The 18,789-nt window shown below is 68.8% G+C and carries 17 protein-coding genes; 8 read left to right on the forward strand and 9 right to left on the reverse strand.

Going from position 1 to position 18,789, the window contains the following annotated elements; genetic code table 11:
- Window positions 1-4 precede the first annotated feature (4 nt).
- From murJ to trxA, 6 genes are all read left to right on the forward strand, one after another.
- Window positions 5-2,335, forward strand: coding sequence for a murein biosynthesis integral membrane protein MurJ (murJ, locus tag ACIQFZ_RS23515; protein WP_402692061.1), 2,331 nt, complete (start codon window positions 5-7; stop codon window positions 2,333-2,335).
- A 118-nt stretch (window positions 2,336-2,453) separates the two neighbouring features.
- Window positions 2,454-4,172: a serine/threonine protein kinase gene (locus ACIQFZ_RS23520; protein WP_402692062.1), complete on the forward strand. Its 1,719-nt coding sequence runs from the start codon at window positions 2,454-2,456 to the stop codon at window positions 4,170-4,172.
- 26 nt (window positions 4,173-4,198) lie between these two features.
- On the forward strand, window positions 4,199-4,939 hold the full coding sequence (sigM, locus tag ACIQFZ_RS23525) for an RNA polymerase sigma factor SigM (protein ID WP_402692063.1): 741 nt from the start codon (window positions 4,199-4,201) through the stop codon (window positions 4,937-4,939).
- Window positions 4,936-5,811 (forward strand): anti-sigma factor family protein, encoded by an 876-nt coding sequence (locus tag ACIQFZ_RS23530; RefSeq protein ID WP_402692064.1) that lies wholly within the window; start codon window positions 4,936-4,938, stop codon window positions 5,809-5,811. The genes sigM and ACIQFZ_RS23530 overlap by 4 nt, the downstream gene beginning before the upstream one ends.
- A 169-nt stretch (window positions 5,812-5,980) precedes the next feature.
- Complete coding sequence (gene trxB / locus ACIQFZ_RS23535) at window positions 5,981-6,952, forward strand: thioredoxin-disulfide reductase (protein ID WP_376544251.1); 972 nt, start codon at window positions 5,981-5,983, stop codon at window positions 6,950-6,952.
- A gap of 43 nt (window positions 6,953-6,995) precedes the next feature.
- Window positions 6,996-7,328 carry a thioredoxin gene (gene trxA / locus ACIQFZ_RS23540; protein ID WP_141359862.1) on the forward strand — a complete coding sequence of 111 codons (333 nt, stop codon included), beginning with the start codon at window positions 6,996-6,998 and terminating at the stop codon, window positions 7,326-7,328.
- Window positions 7,329-7,422: 94 nt separating this feature from the next.
- Here trxA and ACIQFZ_RS23545 read toward each other — a convergent pair whose 3' ends face one another.
- The 9 genes from ACIQFZ_RS23545 to rpmH all read right to left on the reverse strand — a co-directional run bounded on the left by ACIQFZ_RS23545 (window position 7,423) and on the right by rpmH (window position 14,330).
- A complete protein-coding gene (locus ACIQFZ_RS23545) occupies window positions 7,423-8,040 on the reverse strand; it encodes a GNAT family N-acetyltransferase (protein ID WP_365417765.1) in 618 nt (205 codons plus the stop codon).
- Between the two features lie 323 nt (window positions 8,041-8,363).
- A complete protein-coding gene (locus tag ACIQFZ_RS23550) occupies window positions 8,364-9,482 on the reverse strand; it encodes a ParB/RepB/Spo0J family partition protein (RefSeq protein WP_365417763.1) in 1,119 nt (372 codons plus the stop codon).
- Window positions 9,479-10,552 carry a ParA family protein gene (locus ACIQFZ_RS23555; RefSeq protein ID WP_361413617.1) on the reverse strand — a complete coding sequence of 358 codons (1,074 nt, stop codon included), beginning with the start codon at window positions 10,550-10,552 and terminating at the stop codon, window positions 9,479-9,481. The genes ACIQFZ_RS23550 and ACIQFZ_RS23555 overlap by 4 nt, the downstream gene beginning before the upstream one ends.
- A gap of 252 nt (window positions 10,553-10,804) precedes the next feature.
- On the reverse strand, window positions 10,805-11,521 hold the full coding sequence (gene rsmG, locus ACIQFZ_RS23560) for a 16S rRNA (guanine(527)-N(7))-methyltransferase RsmG (RefSeq protein WP_365417761.1): 717 nt from the start codon (window positions 11,519-11,521) through the stop codon (window positions 10,805-10,807).
- 116 nt (window positions 11,522-11,637) lie between these two features.
- Window positions 11,638-12,150, reverse strand: a complete 513-nt coding sequence (locus ACIQFZ_RS23565; protein ID WP_365774808.1) for a R3H domain-containing nucleic acid-binding protein — start codon at window positions 12,148-12,150, stop codon at window positions 11,638-11,640.
- Between the two features lie 15 nt (window positions 12,151-12,165).
- On the reverse strand, window positions 12,166-13,446 hold the full coding sequence (yidC, locus tag ACIQFZ_RS23570; RefSeq protein ID WP_365417756.1) for a membrane protein insertase YidC: 1,281 nt from the start codon (window positions 13,444-13,446) through the stop codon (window positions 12,166-12,168).
- A 3-nt stretch (window positions 13,447-13,449) separates the two neighbouring features.
- On the reverse strand, window positions 13,450-13,803 hold the full coding sequence (gene yidD, locus ACIQFZ_RS23575; RefSeq protein WP_365417755.1) for a membrane protein insertion efficiency factor YidD: 354 nt from the start codon (window positions 13,801-13,803) through the stop codon (window positions 13,450-13,452).
- A complete protein-coding gene (rnpA, locus tag ACIQFZ_RS23580) occupies window positions 13,800-14,171 on the reverse strand; it encodes a ribonuclease P protein component (protein ID WP_365417753.1) in 372 nt (123 codons plus the stop codon). Before rnpA ends, yidD begins: the two co-directional genes overlap by 4 nt.
- A gap of 21 nt (window positions 14,172-14,192) precedes the next feature.
- On the reverse strand, window positions 14,193-14,330 hold the full coding sequence (rpmH, locus tag ACIQFZ_RS23585) for a 50S ribosomal protein L34 (protein ID WP_003956500.1): 138 nt from the start codon (window positions 14,328-14,330) through the stop codon (window positions 14,193-14,195).
- Window positions 14,331-14,706: 376 nt separating this feature from the next.
- Here rpmH and dnaA point away from each other — a divergent pair, with 376 nt between their 5' ends.
- Window positions 14,707-16,698: a chromosomal replication initiator protein DnaA gene (gene dnaA, locus ACIQFZ_RS23590; RefSeq protein ID WP_402692065.1), complete on the forward strand. Its 1,992-nt coding sequence runs from the start codon at window positions 14,707-14,709 to the stop codon at window positions 16,696-16,698.
- Window positions 16,699-17,536: 838 nt separating this feature from the next.
- Complete coding sequence (dnaN, locus tag ACIQFZ_RS23595) at window positions 17,537-18,667, forward strand: DNA polymerase III subunit beta (RefSeq protein WP_141359853.1); 1,131 nt, start codon at window positions 17,537-17,539, stop codon at window positions 18,665-18,667.
- Window positions 18,668-18,789 lie beyond the last annotated feature (122 nt).

Below are 18,789 nucleotides of genomic sequence, written 5' to 3' on the forward strand. Positions count from 1 at the left end.
AAGCATGAACGCGCCGTACGACGGTGACCGCGGCCAGGCCGTGGGCGGCTCGGGCCACCCCGACGCGCCGCCGCCCGGACACGGCCAGACGCCGCCCCAGCCTCCCGCGGACACGTACCTCCAGGACGCCTACGACGACGACCCCTACCGGGCGCAGGACCTGACCGCCCAGGACCCGGTCGGCGAAGCGCTGTACGACCGCGCCGCGCACCCTCCGCCTCCCCCGGGCACGAACGGGCCGCAGCAGCCGCTGTACGACCGCCCCTCACAGTCTCCGCACGCCCCCGACCCACGGGTGTGGGCGCAGACCCCGCCGCCGGAGCCCTCGGGCCCCACCCAGTACCTGCCGCACGGCGAGGATCCCCGCACCACGCAGTTCGTCGGCGTCGACGACCTGGTCAGCAACTCCGGCGAGGAGCATCACGAGCCGGACGCCTTCGCCCACCTCTTCCGTGACCAGCAGCAGGGCGGCCGTCCGGACATGCGCCAGGGCGGCTACGGCCACCAGGGCCCGGGACAGCACGGCTACCAGCCACCGCAGGACATGGGCGGACGCCCGCAGATGGCCGTCCCGTCGGTTCCCGGCCCCGCCCCGGCCCCGGCCGCCGGTCAGGGGCCGATGGGGCCGTACGCCGCCGCACCGGCCGTCGCCGAGGCCCCTGCCCCGGCGGCCGAGCCCGCCCCCGCTCCGGCGGCGAAGAAGAGCGGGAAGGCCGCGGGGCTGCTGAAGTCGAGCGCCGTCATGGCGGCGGGCACGATGGTCTCCCGGCTCACCGGGTTCATCCGCTCGGCGATGATCGTGGCCGCACTGGGCACGGCCCTGCTGGGCGACACCTTCCAGGTGGCCTACCAGCTGCCGACGATGATCTACATCCTGACCGTCGGCGGTGGCCTGAACTCCGTGTTCGTCCCGCAGCTCGTCCGCGCCATGAAGGAGGACGACGACGGGGGCGAGGCGTTCGCCAACCGGCTGCTCACCCTGGTGATGGTCGCACTGGGCGCGCTCACCGCCCTCACGATGTTCGCGGCGCCGCTTCTGGTCCGGATGCTCTCCAACCCGGTCGCCAGCAATCCGGCGGCCAACGAGGTCGGCATCACCTTCACCCGGTACTTCCTCCCCTCGATCTTCTTCATGGGCGTCCACGTGGTGATGGGGCAGATCCTCAACGCCCGGGGCAAGTTCGGCGCGATGATGTGGACGCCGGTCCTGAACAACATCGTCATCATCTTCACGCTCGGCACGTTCCTGTGGGTCTACGGCACGTCCGCGAACTCCCACATGACCGTCACGAACATCCCGCCGGAGGGCCAGCGGCTGCTGGGCGTCGGCGTGCTCCTCGGCCTCGTCGTGCAGGCACTCGCGATGATCCCCTACCTGCGCGAGACCGGGTTCAGGATCCGTCCGCGCTTCGACTGGAAGGGACACGGCCTCGGCAAGGCCGCCATGCTGGCCAAGTGGACGGTCCTGTTCGTCCTCGCCAACCAGGCGGGCGCCCTGGTGGTCACCCAGCTGGCAACCTCCGCGGTCGCCCGCACGCACATCGACGGCACCGGCTTCAGCGCCTACGCCAACGCCCAGCTGATCTGGGGCCTGCCCCAGGCCATCATCACGGTCTCGCTGATGGCGGCCCTGCTGCCCCGTATCTCGCGCTCGGCTGCCGAGAACGACGCCGGCGCGGTCCGCGACGACATCTCGCAGGGTCTGCGCACGACGGCGGTCGCCATCGTGCCCATCGCCTTCGGGTTCCTCGCCCTCGGGATCCCCATGTGCACGCTGATCTTCGGCTCCTCGGGCACCGGGGCGGCCACCAACATGGGCTACATGCTGATGGCCTTCGGACTCGGCCTGATCCCGTACTCCGTGCAGTACGTCGTCCTGCGCGCCTTCTACGCCTACGAGGACACCCGCACGCCCTTCTACAACACGGTCATCGTGGCCACGGTCAACGCGGTTGCCTCACTCCTGTGTTACTTCCTGCTTCCGGCCCGCTGGTCCGTGGCCGGCATGGCGGCCGTGTACGGTCTCGCGTACGCGATCGGCGTCGGGGTCGCCTGGCGCCGGCTGCGCCAGCGGCTGGGCGGCGACCTCGACGGTTCCCGTGTGCTGCGGACGTACGCGCGGCTGTGCATCGCCTCGGTGCCGGCGGCGCTGCTCAGCGGCGCGGCCTGCTACGGCATCGGCCACTCGCTGGGGCAGGGCGTCTTCGGGTCGTTCGTCGCACTGCTGGCCGGTGGCGTACTGCTGCTCGGAGTCTTCTTCGTCGCCGCCCGCCGGATGCGCATCGAAGAAGTCAACGGTCTCGTGGGCATGGTCCGCGGGCGCCTGGGGCGTTGAGTCGGGGGTAGACGCACAACCATCGTCCGCAGCCGTGTGTCGTGCATAGCGGCGGACTGTGGGCACAATTGGATTCGGCGTCGGACAGCGCGCGATGGATGGGGAGGCAGGAGCGACGGTGGCGGAACGAATCACGGCTGCCGTCGACGTGGCAGACAACAGCGGCGAGCAGCCGCTGACCGCCGAGGCGGACCAGTCCACGTCCGACGGGGTGGCCCAGAATCGGGACCGGGGCACGGACAACAACGAGGCACAGGGGAGCGGCGGGACGGAGAGTCCCGGGAAGATGGCCTCACCGACCGAACTTCACAGCGGCCACAAACTGGCCGGACGCTACCGCCTCGAGGAGTGCGTCACCCGTCTGGACGGATTCAGCAGTTGGCGAGCGGTGGACGAGAAGCTCCGTCGCGCCGTCGGGGTGCACATCCTGCCCGCGGACCATACGCGAGCCCGGTCCGTGCTGGCCGCGGCCCGCTCCTCCGCGCTGCTCGGCGATCCCCGCTTCGTGCAGGTGCTCGACGCCGTCGAGGAGAACGACCTCGTCTACGTCGTCCACGAGTGGCTGCCCGACGCGACGGAGCTGACCACGCTTCTGGCCTCGGGCCCTCTGGAGCCGCACGACGCCTACCAGTTGGTCAGCCAGATCGCCTCCGCCATGGCCGCCGCGCACCGCGAGGGCCTCGCCCATCTGCGCCTGAACCCCAATGCCGTACTGCGCACCTCCACCGGTCAGTGGCGGGTCCGCGGCCTCGCCGTGAACGCCGCGCTGCGCGGCATCAGTTCCGACACCCCGCAGCGAACCGACACCGAAGCGATCGGCGCCCTGCTGTACGCGGCGCTCACCCAGCGCTGGCCGTACGAGAGCGACGCCTACGGCCTGTCCGGCCTGCCCAAGGACATCGGCCTCATCGCCCCCGACCAGGTGCGCGCGGGCGTCCACCGGGGTCTGTCCGAACTCGCCATGCGCGCCCTCGTCAACGACGGCGCCACCGCCTCCCGCCACGAGTCGGCGTGCACCACCCCGGAGGAACTGGTCAAGGCGATCGGTGAGATGCCGCGCGTCCGGCCGCCGGAGCCGACGTTCACCGCACCGCCGGAGTACCAGGGCACCTCCTACCAGCAGGGCGCGTACGGCCGTCCGGCATCGCACCCCGGTGTCACCCAGCCGGTCCCGGCCCCGCCGCCTCCGCTGCAGAGCCGCACCGGCAAGGCCCTGAAGTGGGCCGTCTCGGCCCTCCTCATCGCCGCTCTGGGCCTGGGCAGCTGGCAGCTCGCGGACGCCCTGCTGGGCCAGGGCGGCAAGTCCGACGACACCCAGACGCAGACCCAGGACGACAACGACAAGAAGGACACGCAACCGAAACCGGCTCAGCCGATCCAGATCCAGGGGGCGCGGGAGTACGTCGCCAGTGGTGACCCCCAGGCTGCCGGAGACGTCGACAAGACGTACGACGGCGACAGCTCCACGTATTGGCGGACCAAGAGCTATACCGACGGCCCGACGCTTGCCCCCTACAAGCCCGGTGTGGGAATCGTCTACGACCTGGGTTCGGCCAAGGAGATCTCTGCGGTGTCGATAGGGCTCCGCTACGCCGGTGACCACACCACGGTCCACCTCTACGCCACGGACTCTTTGAGCCCCTCGACCGGGATCGACGGGATGAAGGAGATCGGAACCGCGATCACGAGCGGAACCTCTCTCCAGGTGAAGGCGACGAAGTCGTTGAAGACGCAGTACGTGCTGCTATGGATCACCGACGTGCCCAAGGCGCCCGGTGACGGCTACAGCGTCACCGGCTACAAACAGGCCATCACCGATGTGAAGTTCACGGGCTGACGTCCCACCGAGGGGGAAGGGGTCAGATGGCGGACGGCGCCGGATACGGCGGAGCGAGCGATCAGGAGCTGCTCACCCGCCATGTGGAGGGCGACCCCGAAGCCTTCGGTGAGCTCGTACGCCGCCATCGTGATCGTCTCTGGGCGGTCGCACTGCGCACACTGGGCGACCGCGAGGAGGCCGCCGACGCCGTGCAGGACGCGTTCGTCTCCGCCTACCGGGCCGCGGGGACCTTCCGCGGCCAGTCGGCCGTCACGACCTGGCTGCACCGGATCACGGTGAACGCCTGCCTGGACCGGGTCCGCAAGGCCGCTTCGCGCAAGACCTCGCCCGTGAGCGACACCGAGCGCCTGGAGCAGTTGCTGGAGCCGCACGAGTCGGCCTCGGCGCCCGCCGAGAGGAACGACGTGCAGCGGCAGCTCGTCGAGGCTCTGGACACTCTCCCACCCGATCAGCGGGCCGCCCTGGTGCTCGTGGACATGCAGGGCTACCCGGTCGCCGAAGCCGCCCGCATCCTCGATGTTCCGACCGGAACGGTGAAGAGCCGTTGCGCCCGGGGCAGAGCGAGACTCCTGCCGCTGCTCACCCATATGCGACCGGGACGCACCAGTGAGGAGAAGGAATCGGTCACGGGACGGAACCGGGCGCAGGGGGCATCCGTCCCACCGACGACGGATCCTGAAGGCGCGCGCCCCGAGGGCAGACACACACAGGACACGGGATCAAGCGATTCAGCTGCTGTGAAGGGCGGAGGTGGGCGAGCGTGACATCCACGACAGACACGGCCGGGCACCCGGACGTCACCGAGATCTCCGACCTCACCGAGGGCCTCCTCGATCCCTCCCGGGCCGAGGACCTCCAGCGGCATCTGGACGAGTGCGAGCTGTGCGCCGACGTCCACACGTCGCTGACGGAGATCCGTGATCTGCTCGGCACCCTGCCGGATGTGCCTGCCATGCCGGCCGACGTGGCGGACCGTATCGATGCGGCTCTCGCCGCCGAGGCCTCAGTCACGGGACCCCCGGTCACCGGTGGCGCGCGTGTTTCACGTGAAACATCGGCCGCGGATCGCCCCTCCGGTCACCCTCGTGCCTCCAGCACCGGCCCAGGCCGCAAAACAGGCACCCGGCGGGGACGCCGCAGGGTCGCCGTTCTGGGATCCGTCGTCGCCCTTGCCGCCCTGGGGGTGACAACCGTGGTTCTGACGTCGCTCCACGACGACAAGCGGTCCGACACCGCGGCACACGATCGTCCGAGCGCGTCCGCAGACACCTTCTCCGCGGGCACCCTCAAGAGCGAGGTCGCCGATCTCCTCGCCCAGGAGCAGCGGCCGCGCAGGGACACCCACACGCCGCACGACTTCGGCGTGGAATCCGCTGCTGGTACCGACAGGCCCAAGCTGCTGAAGAGCCCGCCCCCGACCGTCCCCTCGTGCGTACGGCAGGGCATCAACGACAGCGGCACCCCGCTCGCCGCCCGGGCGGGCACCTATGACGGCAAGGAGGCCTATCTCGTCGTGCTGCCCGACGCCTCCGGCGACAGCACCCGCGTCACGGCCTACCTGGTCGACGCGACCTGCGTCCGCCACCCGGACGTCACGGCCAAGGTGCTGCTGTCGCACTCCTACGCGCGTTCCTGAGCCCGCACGCTCGGTCCTCGCGCTGCATGGCATCCCGTGCGCCGTCGCGCCTCCGTGTGCCCCGGCACGCCGGGAATGCATGCCCCTTAGGATCCGTTGGGTGGGGTGAGAGCTGTGAGAGAGGCTCCCACCGGCCGTACGACACAGTCCAGAGACGAGGAATCAAGCCGTGAGCGATGTCCGTAACGTGATCATCATCGGCTCCGGGCCCGCCGGCTACACGGCGGCGCTCTACACCGCGCGCGCGTCGCTGAAGCCGCTGGTTTTCGAGGGTGCGGTCACCGCGGGTGGTGCACTGATGAACACCACCGACGTGGAGAACTTCCCCGGCTTCCGCGACGGAATCATGGGTCCCGAGCTCATGGACAACATGCGTGCGCAGGCCGAGCGTTTCGGTGCCGAGCTCATCCCGGACGACGTGGTCTCCGTCGACCTGAGCGGTGAGATCAAGACCGTCACGGACACCGCGGGCACGGTGCACCGGGCCAAGGCCGTCATCGTCACCACCGGCTCGCAGCACCGCAAGCTCGGTCTGCCGAACGAGGACACGCTCTCCGGCCGGGGTGTCTCCTGGTGCGCCACCTGTGACGGCTTCTTCTTCCGGGAGCAGGACATCGCGGTGATCGGTGGCGGTGACACCGCCATGGAGGAGGCCACCTTCCTCTCCCGGTTCGCCAAGTCAGTCACCGTCGTCCACCGCCGGGACACCCTGCGTGCCTCCAAGGCGATGCAGGAGCGCGCCTTCGCCGACCCGAAGATCAAGTTCGTTTGGGACAGCGAGATCGCCGAGATCCAGGGCGACCAGAAGCTCTCCGGCCTGAAGCTGCGCAACGTCAAGACCGGCGAGCTGTCGGACCTGCCGGTGACGGGCCTGTTCATCGCGATCGGCCACGACCCGCGCACGGAGCTCTTCAAGGGCCAGCTGGACCTGGACGAGGAGGGTTACCTGAAGGTCGACTCGCCGTCCACCCGCACCAACCTGACCGGTGTCTTCGCCGCCGGCGACGTGGTCGACCACACCTACCGCCAGGCGATCACCGCGGCCGGCACCGGCTGCTCCGCCGCCCTCGACGCCGAGCGCTTCCTCGCGGCCCTCGCGGACAACGAGCAGAAGGCCGAGCCCGAGAAGTCCACCGTCTGAGACCCCCAACCACCCCACCGCACGACCAGTTAAGGAGCCCGCTGTGGCCGGCACCCTGAAGAACGTGACCGACGACTCCTTCGAGCAGGACGTCCTGAAGAGCGACAAGCCCGTCCTGGTGGACTTCTGGGCCGCTTGGTGCGGTCCCTGCCGCCAGATCGCTCCGTCCCTCGAGGCGATCGCTGCCGAGTACGGCGACAAGATCGAGGTCGTCAAGCTCAACATCGACGAAAACCCGAACACCGCCGCCAAGTACGGGGTCATGTCCATCCCGACGCTGAACGTCTACCAGAACGGCGAGGTCGCCAAGACCATCGTGGGCGCGAAGCCGAAGGCTGCGATCGTTCGCGACCTCGAGGACTTCGTCGCCGAGTAATCACGGCAGGGCCGCCGAGAGGGCGGCGATGTTTCACGTGAAACACGAATGGGCCAACCCTTCAGGGTTGGCCCATTCGCATGTGGCAGCTCGCTTACAGCGGCCTCAGCGCCGGTTCCTTCTGCACAGCGCCCAGCAGCCGGTCGATCGCCATCTCCACGTCTTCTTTCCAGGACAGCGTCGACCGCAGTTCCAGCCGGAGCCGCGGGTGGGCCGGGTGGTGCCGGACGGTCTTGAACCCCACGGCCAGCAGATGGTCGGCGGGGAGCATGCAGGCGGGTTCCTTCCAGCGGGCGTCCCCGAATGCCTCGATGGCCCTGAAGCCCCGCCGCAGCAGGTCTTTCGCGACCGTCTGGACCATCACACGGCCCAGGCCCTGCCCCTGGTAGCCCGGCATGATGAAGCCGGTCATCAGCTGTACCGCGTCCGGAGAGACGGGGCTCGTGGGAAACGCCGTGGAACGGGGGACGTAGGCGGGGGGAGCGTAGAGCACGAAGCCCACGGGTGCGTCATCGACGTAGACGACGCGGCCGCAGGAACCCCAGTCCAGCAGGACGGCGGAGATCCACGCTTCCTTTTCCGCCACGGATGTGCCGGCCTTCAGCGCGGCTTCACCACTGACGGGGTCCAGCTCCCAGAAGACGCACGCCCGGCAACGCTGGGGAAGGTCTTGAAGGTTGTCCAGCGTGAGCGGTACGAGCCTACGGCCCATGAAGGCTGTTCCTCGCTTCCTTCGCCCGCGGCGTCACGCGCGGCTGTCAGAGCGCTGCGTTCCTTGAGGAGGCTGCCGACGAATCCGCCGACCGCACCCAGCCCCAAGACCGCGCCGAGCATTCCGGAGCGGCTCACCGTTCGCATGCCCCTGCCTCCCTCTAGAGGTACCGCTGGGTGGATGCGACATACCCAAACGCATCGTATCGACGATGCGATTGCATCGATACCGCCTGAAAGCAAAGAGCGGGCCGTGTTCCGGTACACACCGGACACGACCCGCCTGTGTCGCTCGATCGAGCCGAAACCGTCCCTCGGACGGGCTCAGCCCTCCGTCTCCTCCTCCGGCTCTTCGCCGTCCAGAAGACTCTTCTGCATGACCGGGCCCTCGCCCGGAGCCAGCGTGCCGAGGATGCGCTCCAGGTCCTCCATGGAAGCGAACTCGACGGTGATCTTGCCCTTCTTCTGTCCCAGGTCGACCTTCACCCGCGTCTCAAAGCGGTCGGACAGACGCGTCGCGAGGTCGGACAGAGCCGGAGAGACCCGCCCGCCGGCACGCGGACCCTTGGAGCGAGGAGCCGCCGTCGGCCGCGACCCCATCAAGGTCACGATCTCCTCGACCGCCCGCACCGACAGACCCTCGGCGACGATCCGATGGGCCAGCCGGTCCTGCTCCTCCGAGTCCTCGACGGAGAGCAGCGCCCGGGCATGACCGGCCGAGAGGACTCCGGCGGCGACCCGACGCTGCACCGCCGGGGAGAGCTTCAGCAGACGCAGGGTGTTGGAGACCTGCGGGCGGGAACGGCCGATCCGGTCCGCCAGTTGGTCGTGCGTGCAGTTGAAATCCTTCAGCAGCTGGTCGTAGGCGGCCGCCTCTTCCAGCGGGTTCAGCTGGGCCCGGTGCAGGTTCTCCAGCAGGGCGTCCAGGAGAAGCTTCTCGTCATCCGTGGCCCGCACGATCGCCGGGATGGCCGCGAGCCCCGCCTCACGGCAGGCCCGCCAGCGCCGCTCACCCATGATGAGCTCATAGCGCCCGGGACCGAGTTGCCGGACAACGACGGGCTGGAGGAGTCCGACCTCCTTGATGGAAGTGACGAGCTCGGCCAGCGCGTCCTCGTCGAAGACGTCACGCGGCTGGCGCGGGTTGGGCGTGATGGAGTCAAGGGGGATCTCGGCGAAGTAGGCTCCCATCACCGACGTGTTCATCTCAGCCGGGCTGCTCACCGGCGGCTGCGATGTTTCACGTGAAACAGGCGGCAGTGTGGTCACCTTCGCCGCTGCCACCCCCCGGTCACCGCGGTCACCGGTCAGCATCGGGACAGCCGTGGATGAAGCGGAGCCCGCGCCCCCCGCCGTCGCCGGAGCCGGCGGTTTCTCCCCGGTCGGGGCAGCGGGGATCAGCGCGCCGAGACCACGCCCCAACCCCCTCCGTCGCTCACTCACTGAATCCCCTCCACCATGTTCGGATCACCCTGTGCGCCGAGATGGGCGTGCGTGGCGTCGTAGCTGACACCGACGCCCCTCAGCGCGATTTCTCGTGCCGCCTCAAGATAGGAGAGGGCACCGCTTGACCCTGGATCGTAAGTCAGCACCGTCTGCCCATAGCTCGGTGCCTCGGAGATACGGACGGAGCGGGGAATGCTCGTCCGCAGCACCTCGTCACCGAAGTGGCTGCGCACCTCTTCCGCGACCTGGGACGCAAGGCGCGTCCGGCCGTCGTACATGGTGAGCAGGATGGTCGACACATGCAGGTCGGGGTTGAGGTGCCCCCGGACCAGGTCGACATTGCGGAGCAACTGGCCCAGGCCTTCCAGCGCGTAGTACTCGCACTGGATCGGGATGAGGACCTCCTGGCCGGCGACGAGCGCGTTGACCGTCAGCAGGCCGAGCGAGGGCGGGCAGTCGATGAGGATGTAGTCCAGCGGCTGCTCGTAGGCCTGGATCGCCCGCTGCAACCGGCTCTCCCGCGCCACCAGGGACACCAGCTCGATCTCCGCACCGGCGAGATCGATCGTGGCGGGGGCGCAGAAGAGACCCTCGACATCGGGGACGGGCTGGACGACCTCGGCCAGCGGCCTGCTCTCCACCAGGACGTCGTAGATGGAGGGGACTTCGGCGTGATGGTCGATGCCCAGCGCCGTGGAGGCATTGCCCTGTGGGTCCAGGTCGACCACCAGGACGCGCGCACCATGCAGAGCCAGCGAAGCGGCAAGATTGACGGTCGTCGTCGTCTTGCCCACGCCACCCTTCTGGTTGGCGACCACCATGACGCGGGTCTGTTCGGGCTGGGGCAGACCCTCGCCGGCGCGGCCCAGAGCCTCAACCGCCAGTTGGGCAGCACGACCGATGGGAGTGTCGTCCATCGGGGGCGGCGTTTCACGTGAAACATCCTCCCCCATCGATTCGGTACGGGGACCGGGGACCGGATCGGTCATCGGTCCCGCAATGTTGGCGTCGGACCGCAAGGATTCACTCTCCTCGACTTCAGGCTCGCAATGAACAGAGCCTCCCATGCCTTCGGGGTCGTGAACCAGTGAGGCCTGACGTTCTGTGGAGAAATCCACCTCTGTGGACAACTCCATTCCCTGTCCGAGTGAACTGAGAGGCTTGCGGTCGCGGGGTTGGGCCGCGGCGCGGCCACGGTTGATGATGCCGTGCAGCAGTGAGCGACGTTTCACGTGAAACACGATGCACAGCGGCCGTGGCCGGACTGTCGCGACACTCCGGCATGTGGAGGTTTGGCAGCTTGTGTGGAGTACGGGCGGCTATCGACGCCGTCGCGTCCGTCCTGTCCGCGCCGCCTTCGCCCGCTTGGCCGCGAAGCGTACGCCGCCCGGGCTTTCCCCGACCTCGACCCGCACGACGGTGGAGCTCGGATCCACGATGCCCTCACCCACATGCAGGATGGAGGTCTCCACCGCACCGAGCTTGCTCAGGGCGGCGGCCGCGCTCTTCAGCTCCTCCTCGGCAGTGTCCCCCTTGAGGGCGAGCATCTCCCCGTAGGGACGCAGCAACGGGATGCCCCACGTGGCCAGGCGGTCCAGCGGCGCAACCGCACGGGCGGTCACCACATGCACCGGCGGGAGCTTACCCATCACTTCCTCGGCACGGCCCCGGACAACGGTGACGTGGTCGAGCCCCAGCAGCTCCACAACCTCGGTGAGGAAGTTGGTGCGCCGCAGCAGCGGCTCCAACAGCGTGATCTTCAGGTCCTCCCGGACCAGGGCCAGAGGGATGCCCGGCAGACCGGCGCCCGAGCCGACGTCGCACACCGTCACCCCCTCGGGAACCACCTCCGAGAGCACCGCACAGTTCAGCAGATGCCGCTCCCACAGGCGGGGTACCTCACGAGGGCCGATAAGCCCTCGCTGCACTCCTGCCTCCGCCAGCAGCTCGGCGTACCGGACCGCATCCGTGAAGCGATCACCAAATACGTCACGTGCCTGCTCGGGCGCAGGGGGGAGCTCCGCTTCCGCCGTCACGGGGACCGTCCTTCCGTACCGCATCGGCGCTCTCGGCGCCGACCACCAGAACTACCAGGCTGACAAAGTACGGCCCCGCCTGCGCAACAGACGGGGCCGGTGGAACGTGGGACCGCTCAGGCGGGAAGCACGACGACGAAGCGCTGCGGCTCCTCGCCCTCCGACTCGCTGCGCAGGCCGGCGGCCTTGACCGCGTCGTGGACGACCTTGCGCTCGAACGGAGTCATCGGCTCCAGCTTCACGGGCTCGCCGCTGCTCTTGGCCTCGGCGGCGGCCTTCGCACCCAGCTCGGACAGCTCGGTCCGCTTCTTGGCGCGGTAGCCCGCGATGTCCAGCATCAGACGGCTACGGTCGCCGGTCTCCCGGTGCACGGCCAGGCGCGTGAGCTCCTGCAGTGCCTCCAGCACCTCACCGTCACGGCCGACCAGCTTCTGCAGGTCGCGACCGCCGGCGTCACTGATGATCGAGACAGAGGCGCGGTCGGCCTCGACATCCATGTCGATGTCACCGTCGAGGTCGGCGATGTCCAGTAGACCTTCGAGGTAGTCCGCCGCGATCTCGCCCTCCTGCTCCAGGCGGGTCAGGGCGTCCGCGCCCTCGGCAGCGGCGGAGGTGGTGCCTTCCGTCACGGGATGGGCTCCTTCTTACTTCTTGGACGGGGACTTGGGCCGCTGCGGACCCTTGCGCTGTCCGGACTGGGCCTTGCTGCGGGCGCCGTTGCCGGGCTTCGAGGCGGGCTTCTTGCCGGCTGCGGCCGGAGCGTCCTCCGGCTCGTCGGACTTGGTCAGCGACGGAGACTCCGTCGCCTCATCGGCCGGCTTCGTACCGCCCGACTGACGCTGCGACTTGGTCTGCCGCTTGGGCTGCTGGCGCCGGGGAGCAGTGGCGGTGGCCGTGGTGGTCGTACCGTCCTCGGCCTGTACGACGGCGGCGCCGTCGCTGTTCATCACGGAGCCGTCGGGCTGGGCCGCGAGACCCGCCTTGTTCAGACCGTTGATGAACTTGCGCTCGAAGTCGTTGCGGTCACGGCCCTTGACGACGATCGCCTTGACGATGGCCTTCTCACGCCGGTTGCGGGTCTTGCCGTGGTGCGAGACGTGCTTGAAGAGCCGCTCCAGGTAGGCGGCCTGGGCCTTGGAACCCGGGGTCGGGTTGTTGTGGATGACGTACATCTGCTGGCCCATGGTCCACACGTTGGTGGTCAGCCAGTAGACGAGGACACCGACGGGGAAGTTGATACCGAAGATGGCGAACATGACCGGGAAGACGTACATCAGCATCTTCTGCTGCTGCATGAACGGCGTCTTCACCGTCGTGTCGACGTTCTTCGTCATCAGCTGGCGCTGCGTGTAGAACTGCGACGCCGACATCAGGATGATCATGACCGCGGTCACCACACGGACGTCGGTCAGCGTGGCGCCGAGCGCGGTGACCTTGTCGGTGCTGTCCATGAACTTCGCGGCGAGCGGCGCCCCCACGATGTGCGCCTTACGGGCACTGGCCAGCAGCTGATCGTCGATGACGCCGATCGTCTTGCCCGTCGCGATGCCGTTCAGCACGTGATACAGGGCGAAGAAGAACGGGGACTGCGCCAGGATGGGAAGGCACGAGGAGAGCGGGTTGGTACCCGACTCCTTGTACAGCTTCATCATCTCTTCCGACTGGCGCTGCTTGTCGTTCTTGTAGCGCTCCTGGATCTTCTTCATCTCGGGCTGGAGCGTCTGCATGGCCCGGGTTGCCTTGATCTGCTTCACGAAGAGCGGAATCAGGCAGATGCGGATCAGGATCACCAAGGACACGATGGACAGGCCCCAGGCCCACCCGGTGTCAGGGCCGAAGATCGTGCCGTACACCGTGTGGAACTGGACGATGACCCAGGAAACGGGTGTCGTGATGAAGCTGAAGAGGCTGGCAATCGTGTCCACTAATCATGCTCCTTGGGCATGGGACGAAGTCTCTGCGGCCGGGACCGCCGGCATCTTCCCGTCGGTGGCCGTTTCGGCGGCGGAGGGCCCGCCCCTGCGCGCACGCCAGGCGTCACGCAGCATTTCGTGCCACCGCGGACGCTTGCGCGGCGGAACATGGTCCACACCGCCGAGCGACCACGGATTGCACCGCAGGATGCGCCACGCGGTAAGCGCGGTTCCCTTGATCGCACCGTGCCGGTCGATGGCCGTGTAGCCGTAGTGGGAACACGACGGGTAGTACTTGCACACCGGCCCGAGCAACGGGCTGATGGTCCACTGGTACAGCTTGATCAGAGCCAGCAGCGGGTACTTCATCGCGTGCCCCCTCCCAGCAGCCGTCGCAGGGCGGCATCCAGGTCTCGGGCCAGCTGTGCGTGATCGGCGTCGCCCGCACCGGGCAGCGCTCGTACGACTACCAGGCTACCGGGGGGCAGCAAGGCGACTCGGTCACGCATCAGATGGCGAAGTCTGCGCTTCACCGTGTTGCGGACGACCGCGCCACCCACCGCCTTGCTCACGACGAAACCCGCACGTGACGGGGGAGCGCTCTCCCCTGGCACGTGCGGGTCCGTGGCACCGCTACGTAGATGGACGACGAGAAGCGGGCGTCCGGCTCGACGCCCTCGCCGTACCGCGGTCGCGAAGTCCTCGCGCCGCCTCAGCCGGTTCTCGGTGGGCAGCACGATGTCATGACCTGACCGGAATCAGGCGGACAGACGGGCGCGACCCTTGCTGCGGCGGGACGCGAGAATCGCGCGGCCGGCACGGGTGCGCATACGCAGCCGGAAGCCGTGGGTCTTCGCGCGACGACGGTTGTTCGGCTGGAAGGTGCGCTTGCTCACTCGGGGGCTCCAGAAAGAATCAGTAGTGGCGGGGTGCCGTCCTGGCTGTCACCGTGCGCCCACGATCAGCTCGCAGTAACGCTCGAGTGCACCGCTTTCCGATCACCCTTGGCGCGATCTGTGCCCTTCGGAGGCAGGCGGCAGCAGCCATCGACAACTCGACCTGGTCACGGTACGCGCGGCTGCGCCATCCGGTCAAACCAGCCGCCCCCGAGAGACACTGTCCACAGCCTGGGGACAACGACTTGAACCGCACCCGTGGCCCTGACTACCGTGACTGGACTCCGATTCGTTCCCATGTCCCCCGCCCCACCCGTTTTAGATACCGACCCGTCCCGCACCACACGTTCGCGGGACCTGTGAGAGAGCGTGCCCTGTGGCTGACGTACCTGCCGATCTTGCCGCAGTGTGGCCACGAGTTCTGGAGCAGCTGCTCGGCGAGGGACGCGGACAGGGCGTCGAGACGAAGGACGAGCACTGGATCCGGCGCTGCCAGCCGCTCGCGCTGGTCGCGGACACCGCGCTGCTCGCCGTACCGAACGAGTTCGCCAAGGGCGTACTCGAAGGGCGCCTCGCGCCGGTCGTCAGCGAGACGCTGAGCCGTGAGTGCGGCCGCCCGATCCGGATCGCGATCACCGTCGACAGCTCCGTCGGCGAGTCCCAGGCCCCCGCGCCCGCACCGGCGCCGCGCTACGAGGACCAGGAGCTGCCCACGGGCCATGGCGGCGGCTACGAGGGCTACGGCCGGCGCCGGGCGGACGTCCACCGTCCCGGCCGCCCCGACCAGTTCCCGGGCGGCCAGGGCGACCATCTGACGCCCCCGCGCACGGGCCCGCAGCCGGCGGACGGCGGCGACCACCTCCCGACCGCCCGCCCCGCCTATCCGTCGGAGTACGCCGAGTACCAGCGTCCCGAGCCCGGCGCCTGGCCGCGCCACCACCAGGACGACTACGGGTGGCAGCAGCGGCGGCTCGGCTTCCCGGAGCGCGACCCCTACGCCTCGCCGTCCCAGGACGCCTACGGCCCGCAGGACACCGGGTACGGCCACCAGGACGCGTATCCGCCGGCCAAGGACTCCTACGCGCAGGACTACCGGTCCCCGTCGATGGAGCGCCCGCCGTACGACCAGCCGCGCTCCGACTACGACCCGTCCCGCGGCGAGTACGACGCCCGCGACTACGACCAGCGCGACACCGGCCACCGCGAGCCGCCCGAGCCGCCGGCCGGCTCCGGCCAGGTGCACCGCGGCGGCCCGGCGGGCCCGAACCTGCCCGCCACCGGCGTCCCCGGCCCGCTGGCCGCGCAGCCCGCACCGGCGGCCGGCCCCGGCGAGCCCACCGCGCGCCTGAACCCCAAGTACCTCTTCGACACGTTCGTCATCGGCGCGTCCAACCGCTTCGCGCACGCGGCCGCGGTCGCCGTCGCCGAGGCACCCGCCAAGGCGTACAACCCCCTGTTCATCTACGGGGAGTCCGGGCTCGGCAAGACCCACCTGCTGCACGCGATCGGCCACTACGCGCGCAGCCTGTACCCAGGTACGCGCGTGCGCTACGTGAGCTCCGAGGAGTTCACCAACGAGTTCATCAACTCCATCCGCGACGGCAAGGGCGACAGCTTCCGCAAGCGCTACCGCGAGATGGACATCCTGCTCGTCGACGACATCCAGTTCCTCGCGGACAAGGAGTCGACGCAGGAGGAGTTCTTCCACACCTTCAACACCCTCCACAACGCCAACAAGCAGATCGTGCTCTCCAGCGACCGGCCGCCCAAGCAGCTGGTGACCCTGGAGGACCGGCTGCGCAACCGGTTCGAGTGGGGCCTGATCACCGACGTCCAGCCGCCCGAGCTGGAGACCCGTATCGCGATCCTGCGCAAGAAGGCGGTGCAGGAGCAGCTGAACGCCCCGCCGGAGGTGCTGGAGTTCATCGCCTCCCGGATCTCGCGCAACATCCGCGAACTGGAGGGCGCGCTGATCCGGGTGACGGCGTTCGCCTCGCTCAACCGGCAGCCGGTGGACCTGGGCCTGACGGAGATCGTCCTGAAGGACCTGATCCCCGGCGGCGAGGACACGGCCCCGGAGATCACGGCGCCGGCCATCATGGCGGCCACGGCCGACTACTTCGGCCTCACCGTCGAGGACCTGTGCGGCACCTCGCGCGGCCGGGCCCTGGTCACCGCCCGCCAGATCGCCATGTACCTGTGCCGTGAGCTGACCGATCTGTCGCTGCCGAAGATCGGCGCCCAGTTCGGCGGCCGCGACCACACGACCGTCATGCACGCCGACCGGAAGATCCGCGCGCTGATGGCCGAGCGGCGCTCCATCTACAACCAGGTCACGGAGCTGACCAACCGCATCAAGAACGGCTGAGAACACGCAGAGCGGCGCTCAGGGCGCCTCCGGGAGCGGATCCCGGGGGCGCCCTGAGTCGTTGTGGCGTCCGCCGCTGTTCGAATCCGCACCGGGTTACGGCTGCCCTCCACAGATTCGCTGACTTTTTTCCGTCCACATCCTGGGGACCGGGAAGTTGTCCAGATCGCTTCCACAGGCAGTGTGGTCGGAACACCATCACACCAGCTCAGGGGCCTGTGGAATCGTGGACGAACGCTCTCCACAGACTGTGGACGAAGCAGTGATCCACAGGCCGGGGCCAAAGTTGTCCACCGGCGACCCACAGGCTGGGGGCCGTTGTCCCCAATGATCGGCTGCTTCTCCACACCCCTGTCCACTGTTCGGCAACGCAACGCCCCCGGTCACCGCGTCGAGTGAAAGCCGTCACATCAAGGTGCGCGATTGGCGTGTGGGAAACGTGGGTAAACCTGGGGACGCAGCTGGGGAGAACTGCCCTCGGGCTGTGGGCAGGGTGTGCAGAACTTCCCGTTCTCCACAGAGACGCCCGGTTGTCCACCGGTCCCACCCACAGGGCCAGTGGACAAAATTTCCGCGCTGAGCTGGGCAAACGTGGTTATCCACGGTATCCACAGGGCCTACTACTACTCCCGACTAGAGAGAGTGCGGAGTCCGTTTCGAAGCGGGGCCTGTGTACAACTCGAGCTCTCGAGCCCGACCGCCCCTCGGAGCGACTTGACCCCGACAGGCGCCTACTGTCAGTGCCGTGCGTCAGACTGGTCCCCGGTGTCCTTCCCGTCCCAGTGGGCGGTGACACCGAGTCGGAGGACTCAGTAGCAACAGCAGGAGGCGGCTTACGGTGAAGATCCGGGTGGAACGCGACGTACTCGCGGAGGCAGTGGCCTGGGCGGCACGCAGCCTCCCGGCCCGTCCGCCGGCGCCTGTTCTCGCCGGCCTGCTACTCAAGGCAGAGGACGGCCAGCTGAGCCTGTCCAGCTTCGACTACGAGGTCTCCGCGCGCGTGTCCGTGGAGGCCGAGGTCGACGAGGAGGGCACGGTCCTCGTGTCCGGCCGCCTGCTCGCCGACATCTCGCGCGCCCTGCCCAACCGTCCGGTGGAGATCTCCACAGACGGTGTACGGGCGACGGTGGTCTGCGGCTCCTCGCGCTTCACCCTCCACACCCTGCCTGTGGAGGAGTACCCGGCGCTCCCGCAGATGCCGAACGCGACGGGCACGGTCCCCGGCGAGGTCTTCGCCTCCGCCGTGCAGCAGGTGGCGATCGCGGCCGGCCGCGACGACACGCTGCCCGTGCTGACCGGTGTCCGCATCGAGATCGAGGGCGACACCGTCACGCTGGCCTCCACCGACCGCTACCGCTTCGCGGTCCGCGAGTTCCTGTGGAAGCCGGAGAACCCGGACGCCTCCGCGGTCGCCCTGGTGCCCGCCAAGACCCTGCTGGACACCGCCAAGGCGCTGACCAGCGGCGACAGCGTGATCCTGGCGCTGTCCGGCTCGGGTGCCGGTGAGGGCCTGATCGGCTTCGAGGGCGCCGGGCGGCGTACGACCACGCGCCTGCTGGAGGGCGACCTCCCGAAGTACCGCACCCTGTTCCCGACGGAGTTCAACTCCGTGGCCGTCATCGAGACCGCGCCGTTCGTGGAGGCCGTCAAGCGCGTGGCGCTGGTCGCCGAGCGCAACACCCCGGTGCGCCTGAGCTTCGAGCAGGGCGTGCTGATCCTGGAGGCCGGCTCCAGCGACGACGCACAGGCTGTGGAGCGGGTCGACGCGCAGCTGGAGGGCGACGACATCTCGATCGCCTTCAACCCGACGTTCCTGCTGGACGGCCTCAGCGCGATCGACTCCCCGGTGGCCCAGCTGTCCTTCACGACGTCCACCAAGCCGGCGCTGCTCAGCGGCAAGCCCGCGGTGGACGCCGAGGCGGACGAGGCCTACAAGTACCTGATCATGCCGGTGCGGCTGAGCGGCTGAGCGGCTGAGCGGGCTGACGGCCGGGCGCGTTTCCGCAGGTGGCGACCCCAGGTCCGGGCATACGTATGAGCGCTTATGCCCACGGATGTGCGCGAGCGTCCGGGTCTAGGCTCGGACGCAGG

The organism is Streptomyces sp. NPDC093064 (assembly GCF_044754605.1).
Lineage (GTDB): Bacteria > Actinomycetota > Actinomycetes > Streptomycetales > Streptomycetaceae > Streptomyces.

Bases quoted from the DNA above. Each gene is read 5' to 3' on its own strand.
- ACIQFZ_RS23555 (WP_361413617.1), bottom strand. From the start codon at position 10,552: ATGGGAGGCTCTGTTCATTGCGAGCCTGAAGTCGAGGAGAGTGAATCC.
- murJ (WP_402692061.1), top strand. From the start codon at position 5: ATGAACGCGCCGTACGACGGTGACCGCGGCCAGGCCGTGGGCGGCTCG.
- yidD (WP_365417755.1), bottom strand. From the start codon at position 13,803: ATGAAGTACCCGCTGCTGGCTCTGATCAAGCTGTACCAGTGGACCATC.
- sigM (WP_402692063.1), top strand. From the start codon at position 4,199: ATGGCGGACGGCGCCGGATACGGCGGAGCGAGCGATCAGGAGCTGCTC.
- ACIQFZ_RS23545 (WP_365417765.1), bottom strand. From the start codon at position 8,040: ATGGGCCGTAGGCTCGTACCGCTCACGCTGGACAACCTTCAAGACCTT.